General features: G+C 65.6%; 12 protein-coding genes. 9 read left to right on the forward strand and 3 right to left on the reverse strand.

What is annotated here, in order from left to right; genetic code table 11:
• Positions 1 to 140 precede the first annotated feature (140 nt).
• A complete protein-coding gene (locus tag QFZ94_RS27665) occupies positions 141 to 959 on the forward strand; it encodes a mechanosensitive ion channel family protein (protein ID WP_018431865.1) in 819 nt (272 codons plus the stop codon).
• A gap of 122 nt (positions 960 to 1081) precedes the next feature.
• On the opposite strand, the gene QFZ94_RS27670 is transcribed toward QFZ94_RS27665, so the two are convergent.
• Positions 1082 to 1753, reverse strand: coding sequence for a VTT domain-containing protein (locus tag QFZ94_RS27670; protein ID WP_176109485.1), 672 nt, complete (start codon positions 1751 to 1753; stop codon positions 1082 to 1084).
• 194 nt (positions 1754 to 1947) lie between these two features.
• Here QFZ94_RS27670 and mutL point away from each other — a divergent pair, with 194 nt between their 5' ends.
• Positions 1948 to 4044 (forward strand): DNA mismatch repair endonuclease MutL, encoded by a 2097-nt coding sequence (mutL, locus tag QFZ94_RS27675; RefSeq protein ID WP_429460838.1) that lies wholly within the window; start codon positions 1948 to 1950, stop codon positions 4042 to 4044.
• 46 nt (positions 4045 to 4090) lie between these two features.
• On the forward strand, positions 4091 to 5071 hold the full coding sequence (miaA, locus tag QFZ94_RS27680) for a tRNA (adenosine(37)-N6)-dimethylallyltransferase MiaA (protein ID WP_429460842.1): 981 nt from the start codon (positions 4091 to 4093) through the stop codon (positions 5069 to 5071).
• Between the two features lie 104 nt (positions 5072 to 5175).
• On the opposite strand, the gene purM is transcribed toward miaA, so the two are convergent.
• The gene (gene purM, locus QFZ94_RS27685; RefSeq protein WP_410848104.1) at positions 5176 to 6231 is read right to left on the reverse strand and encodes a phosphoribosylformylglycinamidine cyclo-ligase; all 1056 of its coding nucleotides are present in this window, start codon (positions 6229 to 6231) and stop codon (positions 5176 to 5178) included.
• 277 nt (positions 6232 to 6508) lie between these two features.
• Between purM and hda the strand changes: the two genes are divergently transcribed.
• Genes hda through panB form a run of 6 tightly spaced genes read left to right on the forward strand, consistent with a single transcriptional unit; the run spans position 6509 to position 11671 of the window.
• Entirely contained in the window at positions 6509 to 7261 is a 753-nt protein-coding gene (hda, locus tag QFZ94_RS27690; RefSeq protein ID WP_368585424.1) for a DnaA regulatory inactivator Hda, read from the forward strand.
• On the forward strand, positions 7254 to 7940 hold the full coding sequence (locus QFZ94_RS27695; RefSeq protein WP_429460845.1) for an HAD family hydrolase: 687 nt from the start codon (positions 7254 to 7256) through the stop codon (positions 7938 to 7940). Before hda ends, QFZ94_RS27695 begins: the two co-directional genes overlap by 8 nt.
• Positions 7937 to 9547: a polynucleotide adenylyltransferase PcnB gene (gene pcnB / locus QFZ94_RS27700; RefSeq protein WP_368585425.1), complete on the forward strand. Its 1611-nt coding sequence runs from the start codon at positions 7937 to 7939 to the stop codon at positions 9545 to 9547. The genes QFZ94_RS27695 and pcnB overlap by 4 nt, the downstream gene beginning before the upstream one ends.
• Positions 9548 to 9598: 51 nt before the next feature.
• Positions 9599 to 10141, forward strand: coding sequence for a 2-amino-4-hydroxy-6-hydroxymethyldihydropteridine diphosphokinase (folK, locus tag QFZ94_RS27705; RefSeq protein WP_410848106.1), 543 nt, complete (start codon positions 9599 to 9601; stop codon positions 10139 to 10141).
• Positions 10138 to 10818, forward strand: a complete 681-nt coding sequence (locus QFZ94_RS27710; RefSeq protein WP_429460848.1) for a deoxynucleoside kinase — start codon at positions 10138 to 10140, stop codon at positions 10816 to 10818. The genes folK and QFZ94_RS27710 overlap by 4 nt, the downstream gene beginning before the upstream one ends.
• A gap of 37 nt (positions 10819 to 10855) precedes the next feature.
• Positions 10856 to 11671 carry a 3-methyl-2-oxobutanoate hydroxymethyltransferase gene (panB, locus tag QFZ94_RS27715; RefSeq protein WP_368585428.1) on the forward strand — a complete coding sequence of 272 codons (816 nt, stop codon included), beginning with the start codon at positions 10856 to 10858 and terminating at the stop codon, positions 11669 to 11671.
• A 48-nt stretch (positions 11672 to 11719) separates the two neighbouring features.
• On the opposite strand, the gene pabB is transcribed toward panB, so the two are convergent.
• The gene (gene pabB, locus QFZ94_RS27720; RefSeq protein WP_429460850.1) at positions 11720 to 13606 is read right to left on the reverse strand and encodes an aminodeoxychorismate synthase component I; all 1887 of its coding nucleotides are present in this window, start codon (positions 13604 to 13606) and stop codon (positions 11720 to 11722) included.
• Positions 13607 to 13608 lie beyond the last annotated feature (2 nt).

Raw genomic sequence — 13608 nt, forward strand, 5'->3', positions numbered from 1 at the left:
CAATTGCCGCCCGCGAGCAGCGCAGGAACGGTCCTTGCGCAGGCGGGCGCCGTCGGCTATAACTCCCGAAGACCGCGCGTTGTGGGTCATGGCACCACCGTCGTTCAATCCGTTGACGACAACTTATAACGAGGAACATCTTGGATATCGAAACCGCACGTGCATTCATCATGACCCGGGGCATCGACATCGGCACCAAGGTGATCGGCGCCATCGTGCTGTGGATCGTCGGCCGCTGGGTCATCGGGCTGATCTCCAACCTGTTGCGCAAGGTGCTCGCGCGCAATGGCAAGGTCGATCCGACGCTCGCTCACTACCTCGCGTCGATTCTCGGCGCGTTGCTGAACCTGCTGCTCGTCCTCGCAATCCTGCAAATCTTCGGTGTGCAGACGACGTCGTTCGCCGCATTGCTCGCCGGTCTCGGCCTCGCGATCGGTACTGCATGGGGCGGCCTGCTCGCGCACTTCGCGGCCGGCGTGTTCATGCAGGTGCTGCGACCGTTCAAGGTCGGCGATTTCGTCACGGCCGCGGGGGTCACCGGCACCGTCACCGAGTTGGGCCTGTTCGGCACGACGATCGTCACGCCGGACAACGTAATGACCATCGTCGGCAACAACAAGATCTTTTCCGACACCATCTCGAACTACAGCGTGCTGCCGTTCCGGCGCGTCGAGCTGACCGCGAAGATCGCAAACGGCGTCGATCCGACCGACGCGATCGCGCGTCTGAAAGCCGCCGTCGCGAAGATTCCGAACGTGTCCGAAAACCCCGCGCCGGACATCGAAGTCTTGAGCTTCACGCCAGAAGGACCGCTGCTGTGCGTGCGTCCTTATTCGTCCAACCAGAACTACTGGCAGGTCTACTTCGACACCAATCGCGCGATCGTGCAGACCTTCAAGGAAGCCGGCTATCCGACGCCGGAAACGCCGCTCGCGCCGCGCGCGATCACGCGCGATTGATGTGATCTAACATGCGCGCGAAGCCGGCACGCGTCGCCGGCACCGCGGCATGAAAAAAGGCGTCGCGAGATTCGCGACGCCTTCCGGTTTTCAAGGCCTGAAATAAACCTGGCAACAGCTCGTCAACGCGTACTCGCGTTCGCGCCATTCTTGCGCAGCATCTTCCACAACGCGGCGAGCACGACCGGCACGATTGCCGCGCCGATACCGACCAGCACGATCACGTTCAGATACTGACGGATGAACGGAATGTTGCCGAAGAAATAGCCGAGCAGCACGAGCAGCAGCACCCACGACAGCGCGCCGACGACATTGAACATCTGGAAGCGGCTCCACGTCATCGACGACGCACCCGCGACGAACGGCGCAAAGGTCCGCACGACCGGGATGAAACGCGCGAGCACGATCGTCTTGCCGCCGTGTTTCTCATAGAAATCGTGAGTCTTTTGCAGCGCGGCACGATCGAGAAAACGCTCGAGCACCGGAATATGCGAATTGAACACGCGCGGTCCGATCGCACGGCCGATCAGATAGTTGGTCGTATTGCCGCCGATTGCCGCCACCAGCAGCAGCAGGATCAGCAGCCCGAGATGCATCTGCCCGGCCGCGCAGAACGCGCCGCCGATGAACAGTAGCGAGTCGCCTGGCAGAAATGGCAGAACCACGAGTCCGGTTTCTGCGAACACGATTGCGAATAGCACCGCGTAGACCCAAGTGCCATACACCTGGATGAAGTCCCCGAGGAACTTGTCGATGTGTAGGACAAGGTTGGCGAAATGGAGCAACGTATCCAAGGAATGTCCTTATAAACCAGTGTTTGCGTAGAGGAGAAACGGCCGTCGCGCGACCCAATAACAGGGGCAGCAAGCGGCGGGCCGACCGCTGCGAATTGACCGCGACATGATACAGAAAGTGCCTCGGTTCGATTAAAAAACTGCGGGTCGGGCGCCGGCACGGGCGGCGTGCGCCGAGTCGCTATAATTTCGCCATGTCCGAATTCTCCGAAACGCCTGCGGGCACCGCGGCCGCGGCCGCACCCTCCGACGGCTCCCGCGCGGCGCCCGCGCCGCGTCCGCTGCGCGCGATCCAGCCGCTCCCCGATCAGCTGATCAGCCAGATCGCCGCCGGCGAAGTGGTCGAGCGGCCGGCGTCGGTGGTCAAGGAGTTGCTCGAGAATGCGCTCGACGCGGGCGCGCAGACGCTGCGCATCCTGCTGGACGAAGGCGGCGTCAAACGCATCTCGATCACCGACGACGGCTGCGGCATCCCCGAGAACGAACTCGTACTCGCACTGACGCGCCATGCGACCAGCAAGATCCGCTCGCTTGCCGAGCTCGAAGCGGTCGCGACGCTCGGGTTTCGCGGTGAAGCGCTGGCGTCGATTGCGTCGGTCGCGCAGATGAGCATCACGAGCCGCACGGCCGACGTGCCGCACGCGGTACGCATCGATGCGGAGACCGGCGTGCTGAGCCCCGCTGCCGGCACGCAAGGCACGACGATCGAAGTCCGCGAGCTGTACTTCAACACGCCCGCGCGCCGCAAATTCCTGAAGAGCGAACAGACCGAACTCGGCCACTGTCTCGAACAGATCCGCCGCGCCGCTCTCGCGCGGCCGGACGTCGCGATCTCCGTGCTGCACAACGGCAAGGCCGTCGAACACTGGAACGCGAGCGAGCCGCCCGCGCGCGTCGCGAAGATTCTCGGCGACACGTTCGCGACCGCCCATTTACCGCTCGACGAATCCGCCGGCCCGCTCGCAATCTACGGCTGCGCCGGTCTGCCGACCGCAAGCCGCGGCCGCGCCGATCAACAGTATTTCTTCGTCAACGGCCGCTTCGTGCGGGATAAGCTGCTTACGCACGCGGTACGCGCCGCGTATGAAGACGTGCTGCACGGTGAGCGTTATCCGTCGTACGTGCTGTTCCTCGATTTGCCGCCAGAGGGCGTCGACGTGAACGTGCATCCGTCGAAAATCGAGGTGCGTTTCCGCGATTCGCGCTCGATCCACCAGTTCGTGTTCCATGCGGTGCAGCGCGCGCTCGCGCGGCACGCGGGCGCGTCGCCGGAAACGACGGCTGGCGGGCATGCGGCGCACCTGGAGCCGTCGGCCGGTGGACCGGCTTCGTTTGGCTCGACGCCGCTGGGTGGCAGCAGCGGCGCAGGCGACGGCATTGGCGCGGGCGCCGGTGTTTCGAGCGGCGCGGGCTTCGACGCCGGAAGCCGTGGCAGCTTTGGCGGCGGCAACGGGTTCAGCAGCTTCGGCGCCTCGCGGCCCGGCAACACGTGGATGCGCCAGGCGCGCATGACGCAGGGCACACTGCCGGTCGCGCAACCGCTCGCCGGTTACGACGCGCTGTTCGGCCGCAAGGATCCGCTCGCGGGCCGGGTCGAGGGCGCGTCGCTGCTCGAAGCACGTGACTCGGCGAGCGAAACGACGTCGCCGTACGACGCACCACCGTTCGCGTCGCGCTCGGCTTCCCCCGCATTCGATGCCACCGACGATCAGCCGCTCGGCTTCGCGCTCGGCCAGATCCACGGCATCTACGTGCTCGCGCAGAACCGCCACGGGCTCGTGATCGTCGACATGCATGCCGCGCACGAGCGCATCCTGTACGAGCAGTTCAAGAACGCGCTTGCCGACCGCGCGATCGCCGTGCAGCCGCTGTTGATTCCGCAGACGATGCAGGCCGATCCGGTCGAAATCGGCACGGTCGAGGAAGAGCGCGATACGCTCGATGCGCTCGGCTTCGACCTCGCGGTGCTGTCGCCGACCACGCTCGCGATCCGCGCAGTCCCCGCGTTGCTGAAGGACGCGGATCTGCAAGCGCTCGCGCGCGCGGTGCTGTCCGACCTGCACGCGTTCGGCGGCTCGCGGGTGCTGACCGAGCGTCAGCACGAACTGCTCGGCACGCTCGCGTGCCATCACGCGGTGCGCGCGAACCGGCGTCTGACGCTCGACGAAATGAATGCGCTGTTGCGCCAGATGGAAGCGACCGAGCGCGCCGACCAGTGCAACCACGGGCGTCCGACCTGGTATCAGCTGACGCTGGCCGATCTCGATCGGCTGTTCATGCGCGGCCAGTAACGCGCCGCGTTCGATCACACCGCCCGCGCTGCGCGCCCGCTTGCCCATGACGTCACGCCCTACCCTGATCCCGTGCCTGCTCGGCCCGACCGCGTCCGGCAAGACCGCCGCCGCGCTCGCGCTCGCCGCGCGGCGGCCAGTCGAAATCATCAGCGTCGACTCTGCGCTCGTCTATCGCGAGATGGACATCGGCACCGCGAAGCCGACCGCGGAAGAACGCGCGGTCGCGCCGCATCATCTGATCGATATCGTCGATCCGGCCGACTCGTACTCGGCCGCACAGTTTCGCGCCGATACGCTGCGGCTCGTCGATGAAATTCATGCGCGCGGGCGGCTGCCGCTGCTGGTCGGCGGGACGATGCTGTACTACAAGGCGCTCACGCAGGGACTCAACGATCTGCCCGGCGCCGATGCCGAACTACGCGCGACGCTCGACGCCGATGCCGCCCGCGACGGCTGGCCGGCGCTTCACGCACGACTCGCCGCGCTCGATCCGGTCACGGCCGCGCGTCTCGCGCCGAACGATTCGCAGCGCATCCAGCGCGCGCTGGAAGTGTTCATGCTGACCGGCCAGCCGATGTCGGCGCTGCTCGCCGCGCCCGCGCGCACCGACGACGCCGCGTCGGCATGGCGCTTCGTGCCGGTCGCGCTGGAGCCGTCCGAGCGTGGCGTGCTGCACTCGCGCATCGAGCAGCGCTTCGATGCGATGCTCGCACATGGGTTCATCGATGAAGTGGTGAAGCTGCGCGCGCGCGGCGACCTGCTGCCAGAGATGTCGTCGATGCGCTGCGTCGGCTATCGGCAGGTGTGGGAATACCTCGATGGCGCGGTCGATTATCGGACCATGCGCGACAAGGGCATCTTCGCGACGCGGCAACTCTGCAAGCGGCAGCTCACGTGGCTGCGCAGCATGCCGGAGAGACAGGTGGTGGATTGCTGCGATCCGCACGCGACGGCGCGGGTGGTGGAGCTGATCGAGACGCTGGTTCGAGACGACGATCGAAGTGAGGGAATCGGAGGGATCTGAAGCGGGGATTTGAAGCGGGGATTTGAAGCGGGAAATGTAAAGCACAGGATTCGAAGCCCTCGTGGCGCGCCGTTGCTGCACGCCACGCGAACCCTCGTCAATCGTTAGACCACGACCGTCTGCGCTTCACCCGCCGCGCTCTCACGGACCGTGCCGATCTTCCAGACCTGCTCGCCCGCCGCGGACAGCTGACCGATTGCCGCCTGGGCATCCGCGGCCGACACGATCACCGCCATACCGATACCGCAGTTGAACACGCGGTGCATTTCCGCATCGGCGACGCCGCCGTGCTTCTGCAGCCACGAGAACAGCGGCGGCAGCGGCCACGCGCGATGATCGAGCTCGGCCGTCAGACCCTCGCGCAGCACGCGCGGAATGTTCTCGACCAGGCCGCCGCCGGTGATGTGCGCCATACCCTTCACCTCGAGCTGCTGCATCAGCGCGAGCAACGGCTTCACGTAGATGCGCGTCGGCGCCATCAGCGCGTCGGCGAGCGGGCGGCCGTCGAAGTCCGCGTTCAGATCGGGATTGGCGCGCTCGATGATCTTGCGCACCAGCGAAAAGCCGTTCGAATGGATGCCGCTCGACGCGAGCCCGAGCACCACGTCGCCGGGAGCGATCTTGCTGCCGTCGATGATCTTGCTCTTTTCCACCGCGCCGACCGCGAAACCGGCCAGATCGTATTCGCCGTCCGGATACATGCCCGGCATTTCCGCGGTTTCGCCGCCGATCAGCGCGCAGCCCGACAGCTCGCAGCCTTGCGCAATGCCCTTCACGACGGTCGCCGCCGTGCCGACATCGAGCTTGCCGCAGGCGAAATAGTCGAGGAAGAACAGCGGCTCGGCGCCCTGCACGAGGATGTCGTTGACGCTCATCGCGACGAGATCCTGGCCGACCGTGTCGTGCTTGTTCAGCTGGAACGCGAGACGCAGCTTGGTGCCGACGCCGTCGGTGCCGGACACGAGCACCGGCTCCTTGTACTTCTTCGGCACTTCGAACAGCGCGCCGAATCCGCCGATGCCGCCCAGCACGCCGTCGCGCAGGGTCTTCTTGGCAAAGGGCTTGATGGCATCGACGAGGGCGTCGCCCGCATCGATGTCCACGCCGGCGTCGCGATACGACAAACCTTGGGCGTCAGGAGCGGATTTCGGTTGATTCATGGGGAAAAGCTCGAAGGTCGGTAAAATGCGATTTTACCCGATGCTGGCCGCCTGGCTGGAATTCGCGCGTTCCGACGAAATCCTGGAAACGACTTTGCTACACGACACTCCGATTCCGGCGCCGCCGACCCGCGCAATTCCGTCCGCCGCCCATCGCGACGCTCGGCCTCACGACCCAGCGAGCACGCTTCACGACAACTAAGCGCCTGGCAACGTTCCAGGCCCCGAGGTCCGGGCCACTCGCGGCGCGAGCCTCATTTTCGGCATTAACCCTACTGTGCTTCGTCAACTGACGCTCGATCTCGGCACCCCGCCGCCATCGACATTCGACAATTTCTTCGCCGGCGCGAACGCCGAGCTGGTCACGCGCCTGCGTGAGCTCGACGACGCGCTCGCCTCCGGACCGGTCGCCGATCGCACCTTCTACATCTGGGGCGAAGCCGGCAGCGGCCGCACGCATCTGCTGCAGGCGCTCGTGCACGAAGCGCCGCCGGGACATGCGCGTTTCGCCGGTCCGCAAAGCAGCCTCGCCGCCTTCGGCTTCGATCCGCGCGTCGCGCTCTATGCGATCGACGACTGCGACGCGCTGTCGGCCGCGCAGCAGATCGCCGTGTTCAACCTGTTCAACGAGGTGCGCGCGCATCCGACCAGCGCGCTCGTCGCCGCAGGCAACGCGGCGCCGATCGCCATGACGGTGCGCGAGGATTTGCGCACCCGCCTCGGCTGGGGTCTGGTGTTTCATCTCGCGCCGCTGCCCGACGACGCGAAGGCCGCGGTGCTGAAACGCGCGGCGCGCGAGCGCGGCATCATGCTCGCCGACGACGTGCCGGCCTACCTGCTCACGCATTTTCGCCGCGACATGCCGAGCCTGATGGCGCTGCTCGACGCGCTCGACCGCTTCTCGCTCGAACAGAAACGCGCGGTCACGCTGCCGCTGTTGCGCACGATGCTCGCCTCGCCCGATCCCGCCACCACGCCGGGTTCACACGCCGCTCTTCCGGCTTCAAGTAAAATAGGCCCCCATGGCTAATCTTGCACTCTTCGATCTCGACCACACGCTCATTCCCACGGACAGCGACCACGAATGGGGCCGCTTCATGGTGAAAAAAGGTATGGTCGACGCCGAAAATTTCGCCCGTGAAAACGACCGCTTCTACGCCGACTACAAGGCCGGCAAGCTCGACATTCACGCTTATCTGATCGCCATGCTGACGCCGCTCGCGAAGTACACGCGCGCGCAGCTCGCGGACTTTCACGCGCAGTACATGCACGAGGTCATTACGCCCGCCATCCAGCCGGTGGCGATCGAGCTCGTCAAACAGCATCGCGAAGCGGGCGACCTGTGCTGCGTCGTCACGGCGACCAACGAATTCATCACGCGGCCGATCGCCCAGGCATTCGGCGTCGACACGCTGATCGCGTGCGAGGCGGAGACCGTCGGCGGCGATCTGCACGGCGCTTATACCGGCCGCCCGACCGGCACGCCGAGCTACAAGGAAGGCAAGATCGTGCGCACCGAAATGTGGCTCGCGTCGCTCGGAAAGACGTGGAGCGACTTCGAGCACAGCTATTTCTATAGCGATTCGCACAACGACATCCCGCTGCTCGAAAAAGTCACCGATCCCATCGCGACCAATCCGGACGACACGTTGCGCGCCCATGCGCAGGCCAAAGGCTGGCGCATCCTCGAACTCTTCCAACCCTCGTGATCAAGAAACTCATCCGCAAGCTATTCGGCCAGGACACGGCGAGCGCTGACGACACGCTCTCCGCCGCCAGCGTCGACGACAACGCCAACGACAAGCCGCCGGCGCGCGGCAAGTCCGCTTCCGGCGCGACCGTATCCGGCACGGCCGCGCGGCCGCGTCGCAAATCGACCGCCGCTGCCGCCGCACAGGCGCCGCGCGAACCGGACGTCCCCGTCATCATTCCGCACGACGTGCACGGCATCGACCCCACGCTGATCTCGCGCAATGCGATCCGCGTGACCGAGGGCCTGCAACAGGCGGGCTTCCGCGCGTTCATCGTCGGCGGCGCGGTGCGCGACCTGCTGCTCGGCGTGAAGCCGAAAGACTTCGACGTCGCGACCGACGCGACGCCCGAACAGGTGCAGAAGCTGTTCCGCAGAGCACGCATCATCGGCCGGCGCTTCCAGATCGTGCACGTGCAGTTCGGCCAGGAAATCATCGAGACCTCGACGTTCCGCGCGCTGGTCGATCCGCCCGCGGCCGACGCGCCGCCGCCGAAGCGTCTGAAGCGCGACGAGCTCGACCGCCGCACTCACGCGGTCGACGCGAGCGGCCGCGTGCTGCGCGACAACGTGTGGGGTGAACAGCACGAGGACGCCACGCGCCGCGACTTCACGATCAACGCGATGTACTACGATCCGGCAACGCAGACCGTGCTGGACTACCACAACGGCATGGCCGACATGCGCACGCGCCTGCTGCGCATGATCGGCGACCCGGCCACGCGTTATCGTGAGGACCCGGTGCGCATGCTGCGCGTCGTGCGCTTCGCCGCCAAGCTCGACTTCGAGATCGACGACGCCACGCGCGCGCCGATCGAGAAGATGGCCGATCTGATCAACAACGTGCCCGCCGCGCGTCTGTTCGACGAAATGCTGAAGCTGATGCTGTCGGGTCACGCACTCGCGTGCCTGAAGCGGCTGCGCCAAGAAGGCCTGCATCACGGGCTGCTGCCGCTGCTCGACGTGGTGCTCGAGCAGCCGACCGGCGAGAAATTCATTTCTCTGGCACTCTCTAATACAGATACACGCGTGCTGGCCGGCAAGCCGGTGTCGCCGGGCTTCCTGTTCGCGACGCTGTTGTGGCACGACGTGCAGCAGCGCTGGCAGAAGTTCGAGGCGGAAGGCGAGTATCCGGTGCCGGCGCTGCATCGCGCGATGGACGAAGTGCTCGACATGCAGACCGAAAAGCTCGCGATCCACAAGCGCTTCTCGGCCGACATGCGCGAGATCTGGGGTCTGCAGTTGCGCCTCGAAAAGCGCTCGGGCCGCAGCGCGCTGAAGCTGCTGGAACACCAAAGATTTAGAGCGGGGTATGATTTCCTCCTGTTGCGCTGCGCATCGGGCGAACTCGACGAGTCGGTCGGTGCGTGGTGGACGGAGTTCATCGAAGGAGACGCTGCCGCGCGCGAGGCATTGCTCACGCAAGGCGGGAAAGACCGGAGCCCCAGAAAACGACGGCGGCGCGGTGGCGCCAGAAACCGCAAATCAGGTGACGGGGTGGAGGGCGGCTCGTCCGCCGAACGCACGGACAACGACGCGGGCCGCGAAGGCTCGCACGAAGACTGACGCGGCGTTCGCGGAAGAGCCGTCGAAACGATAGTTGCAGGAAGTTATGCCATGACGGTTGCTTATCTTGGCCTCGGCGCGAATCTCGGGGACGCGCGCCAGACCCTGAAAGACGCGGTGGTGTGCCTCGCACAACAGCACACCATCACCGTGCTCGCCAAATCGAGCCTATATCGCACCGCCCCGATCGACGCGGGCGGCGACGACTATTTCAATTGCGTCGTGAAGCTGGAAACGACGCTCCCCGTGCGGCATCTGCTCGCGCTGTGTCACAAGATCGAGCATCATTTTGGCCGTGAGCGGCCGTTCCGCAATGCGCCGCGCACGCTCGATCTCGACATCCTGCTGTATGGCGATCAATCGATCGACGAAGCCGATCTGATCGTGCCGCATCCACGCCTCGTCGAGCGCGCGTTTGCGCTGGTGCCGCTGGTCGAGATCGACGCGGCGATCGTGATTCCGCAACATGGCAGGGCCGCCGCGCTGCTCGATAGCGTCAGCGATCAGCGCATCGAGAAGGTGAAGGGGCCCTGCCAGTGTCCGATGCTCAATGCACTCGCCGGTAATTCCGCCGAGAAAGGCCGCTGCGAATGAGTTCGCCGCCGCTCACGGTCACCGCGCCGCAGCTGCGCCCGCCGTTCGGCTATATCGCGATCGAGGGGCCGATCGGCGTCGGCAAGACCTCACTCGCGCGGCGCCTCGCGCAACGCTGGTCGATGCACGAACTGTTCGAGCGCTCGCAGGACAATCCGTTTCTTGAACGCTTCTACCGCGACACCGCGCGCTATGCGCTGCCGGTGCAGTTGCACTTCGCGCTGCAACGCGCGCAGCAGGCGCAGGAAGTGAGCGCCGCGCAGGCGAGTGGCACGCCGCTGATCGCCGACTTCATCACGCAGCGAAACGACATCTTCGCGCGTCTGACCTTGCAGGAAGACGAGTGGCAACTGTACCGCGCGCTTGCCGCGCGGCTCGACGTCAAGGCGCCGGAGCCGGACTTCGTCGTTTATCTGCAGGCGAGTCCCGAGGTGCTGTTCGCGCGCATCCAGAAGCGCGCGGTGCCGATGGAGCTGCAGATTTCCGATGCGGATCTGCGCGCACTCTGCGACGCATACAACGAATTCTTCTACCACTACGACCGCACTCCCGTGCTGACGGTCAACGCCGAACACCTGAATCCGCTCGACTCCGACGCGGACCTTGCGCTGCTCGCCGAACGCATCGAGACGATGCGCGGCCGCAAGGAATTCTTTGTCAAAGCCACGTCGCTGTAAGCGGCGCGGCTAGTTCATTTTTCTCACTGGATTGACCATGACTTATTTGCAGGAAGCGAGCCGGAGCGCGATCACCGTGCCGAAACTGCAGGCAATGCGCGACGCCGGCGAAAAGATCGCGATGCTCACCTGCTACGACGCAAGCTTCGCCGCGCTGCTCGATCGCGCCGGCGTCGACGTACTTCTGATCGGCGACTCGCTCGGCAACGTGCTGCAAGGTCAGGCGACTACGCTGCCCGTGACGCTGGCGGACATCGCGTATCACACGGCGAGCGTGTCGCGCGCGCGGCCGTCGGCGCTGATCATGGCGGACCTGCCGTTCGGCACGTACGGCACGCGCGAAGACGCGTTCAGGAGTTCGGTCGAACTGATGCGCGCGGGCGCGCAGATGGTCAAGCTCGAAGGCGGCGAATGGCTCGCGGATACGGTGCGGTTCCTGGTCGAGCGCTCGGTTCCGGTGTGCGCGCACGTAGGTCTGACGCCGCAGTCGGTGCATGCGTTCGGCGGCTTCAAGGTGCAGGGCAAGACTGAAGCGGGTGCGAGCCAGCTGCTGCGCGATTCGCTCGCGATGCAGGCCGCCGGCGCGCAAACATTGTTGATGGAAGCAATCCCCGCTCAACTCGCGGGCGAGGTCACGAGGCAATTGCGCATTCCGACGATCGGGATCGGCGCGGGCCTCGACTGCTCGGGTCAGGTGCTCGTGCTGCACGACATGCTCGGGATTTTCCCCGGCAAGCGTCCGCGCTTCGTCAAAGATTTCATGCAGGGACAGCCGAACATTCAGGCGGCCGTCGAGGCCTATGTGCGGGCAGTGAAGGACGGCTCGTTCCCGGGCGCCGAGCACACGTTCTGATGTATGTTTGCCGCGCGGGCGCGCGGCATTCCCGTTTGTCTCAGCGCTCTAAGCAACAACCCGTGCGGGGATCGCGCCGCGCAACGCGTTGCACACCAGCAGTGCTTCGGCGTTCAGCACATCCTCCTGCGTCAGCACTTTTTCACCCGCCTGCAAGTCCGACGCCCCGTCGAGCAATACGCTTCGCATCACGCCAGGCAGCACGCCCGACGCGAGCGGCGGGGTCCACCATCGTCCCGCGAGCTTCACGAACACGTTCGACCTGCCGCCCTCGGTCAGTTCGCCCCGTTCGTTGAAGAACAGCATATCGAAGGCGCCCTTCGCCTCGGCTTCGCGCCAGCCGCGGTCGTAGTCGGCGCGGCGGGTGGTCTTGTGGCGCAGCAGCGGATCGGCGGCCTGGGTCGGCGCGAACTGCGCTTCTGGGCCCAGCAGAACCCCAACGATTGCGTCCGCCAACGGCGTAAGTATCGCGGCGGTGATCTGCGTCGCGCCGGTCTTGCTCAACGCAAGCCGCATACGATGCGGCGTCTGCGCCGGCAGCGCGGCGCATCGCGCGGAAATCTCCTCGCGAATGCGCGCTTCGTCGAACCCGAAGCCAAGTGTCGCGGCGCTCGACGACAAGCGCCGCACATGCCGCTCCAGATGCCGCACGCCGTCTTCCCGCGTCGCGTACATCGTTTCAAACAGTTCGAAGCCGGGCTCGGCGCCGGTCAGAAAACGTGCTTTCAATCGACACTCCTCATGCTCGTCGGCGGCCACGCTGTCGAGCACGATGCCCGCGCCGATGCCCATGCTGCCGCGCAGACCGTCGGTGCCGCCCGCTTGCGCCGCCGACCCAGTCAATGTCAGCGTGCGGATCGCGACCGACATGCAGAAGTCGCCGCAATCGTGATCATCGCCCGGCGCATCGAGCCAGCCGATCGCGCCGGTATAAAGTCCGCGCGGCGTGCTTTCCAGTTCGTCGATCAGCTGCATCGTGCGATGCTTCGGCGCACCGGTAATCGAACCGCAGGGAAAGAGCGCGCGCAGGATCGTCGCGAACGAGGTGCCGTCGAGCAACGTCGCCTCCACGGTCGACGTCATCTGCCACACCGACGCATACGGTTCGACCGTAAAAAGCGCCGGCACGTTGACCGAGCCGATCCGCGCGACCCGCGACAGATCGTTGCGCAACAGATCGACGATCATCACGTTCTCGGCGCGGTTCTTCAGATCGGTGGCGAGGAACTCGGCGTTGCCCCGGTCGATGGCGGGATCTTGCGAGCGCGGCGCCGTGCCCTTCATCGGCCGCGCGCGCAACGTCGGGCCGTGCTTCTCGACGAACAGTTCGGGCGAACACGACAGCACCCACGCATCGTCGGGCAATGCGATCAGCGCGCCGAACGACACCGGCTGGCGCGCGCGTAAACGCCGATAGAACGCGAGCGGCGAGCCGAACACGTCGAAACCGAGGCGGTACGTGTAGTTGACCTGATAGGAATCGCCCGCGCGCAGCGCAGCGTGAATCGCGTCGATCGACGCATCGAACTCGGCGCGATCGACGCTTTCGCGCACGTTCGCCGTGCCCGCGACCGACGGCTCCGGCGCACCGTTGTCCCGCGTCATCAGCCACGTGTCGACCTCGTCGCGCGAAAGCTTCGCACAGCGTTCGAACAATAAAAAACGCAGCGTGGCATTGCCACGCTGCGTTTCAGTGGACCGAAGCTTGTCGATGCCGACGAGCGCACGGCCAAATTCATAGTCGGCCAGCACGACGGCGTGCAGGCCGTTGCGGGTATCGGCCGCGACGCTGTCGCACACCGCTTCGAGCTGCGCCGCCTCCGTGCAGAGCCGCTCGCGCACGAAACCCGTGTACAAGCGGCTCGACGGACGCGCCGCCGTTGCACCGCAATCGTCAAGCAGCGCGAACACCGCGCCGCGACTGTCCACCGTCATAC

This window comes from Paraburkholderia sp. JPY465 (assembly GCF_050436725.1).
Lineage (GTDB): Bacteria > Pseudomonadota > Gammaproteobacteria > Burkholderiales > Burkholderiaceae > Paraburkholderia > Paraburkholderia youngii.

Coding starts and splice junctions, on each gene's coding strand:
- mutL (WP_429460838.1), top strand. CDS start 1,948: ATGTCCGAATTCTCCGAAACGCCTGCGGGCACCGCGGCCGCGGCCGCA.
- miaA (WP_429460842.1), top strand. CDS start 4,091: ATGACGTCACGCCCTACCCTGATCCCGTGCCTGCTCGGCCCGACCGCG.
- purM (WP_410848104.1), bottom strand. CDS start 6,231: ATGAATCAACCGAAATCCGCTCCTGACGCCCAAGGTTTGTCGTATCGC.
- QFZ94_RS27695 (WP_429460845.1), top strand. CDS start 7,254: ATGGCTAATCTTGCACTCTTCGATCTCGACCACACGCTCATTCCCACG.
- folK (WP_410848106.1), top strand. CDS start 9,599: ATGACGGTTGCTTATCTTGGCCTCGGCGCGAATCTCGGGGACGCGCGC.
- QFZ94_RS27710 (WP_429460848.1), top strand. CDS start 10,138: ATGAGTTCGCCGCCGCTCACGGTCACCGCGCCGCAGCTGCGCCCGCCG.
- panB (WP_368585428.1), top strand. CDS start 10,856: ATGACTTATTTGCAGGAAGCGAGCCGGAGCGCGATCACCGTGCCGAAA.
- pabB (WP_429460850.1), bottom strand. CDS start 13,606: ATGACGGTGGACAGTCGCGGCGCGGTGTTCGCGCTGCTTGACGATTGC.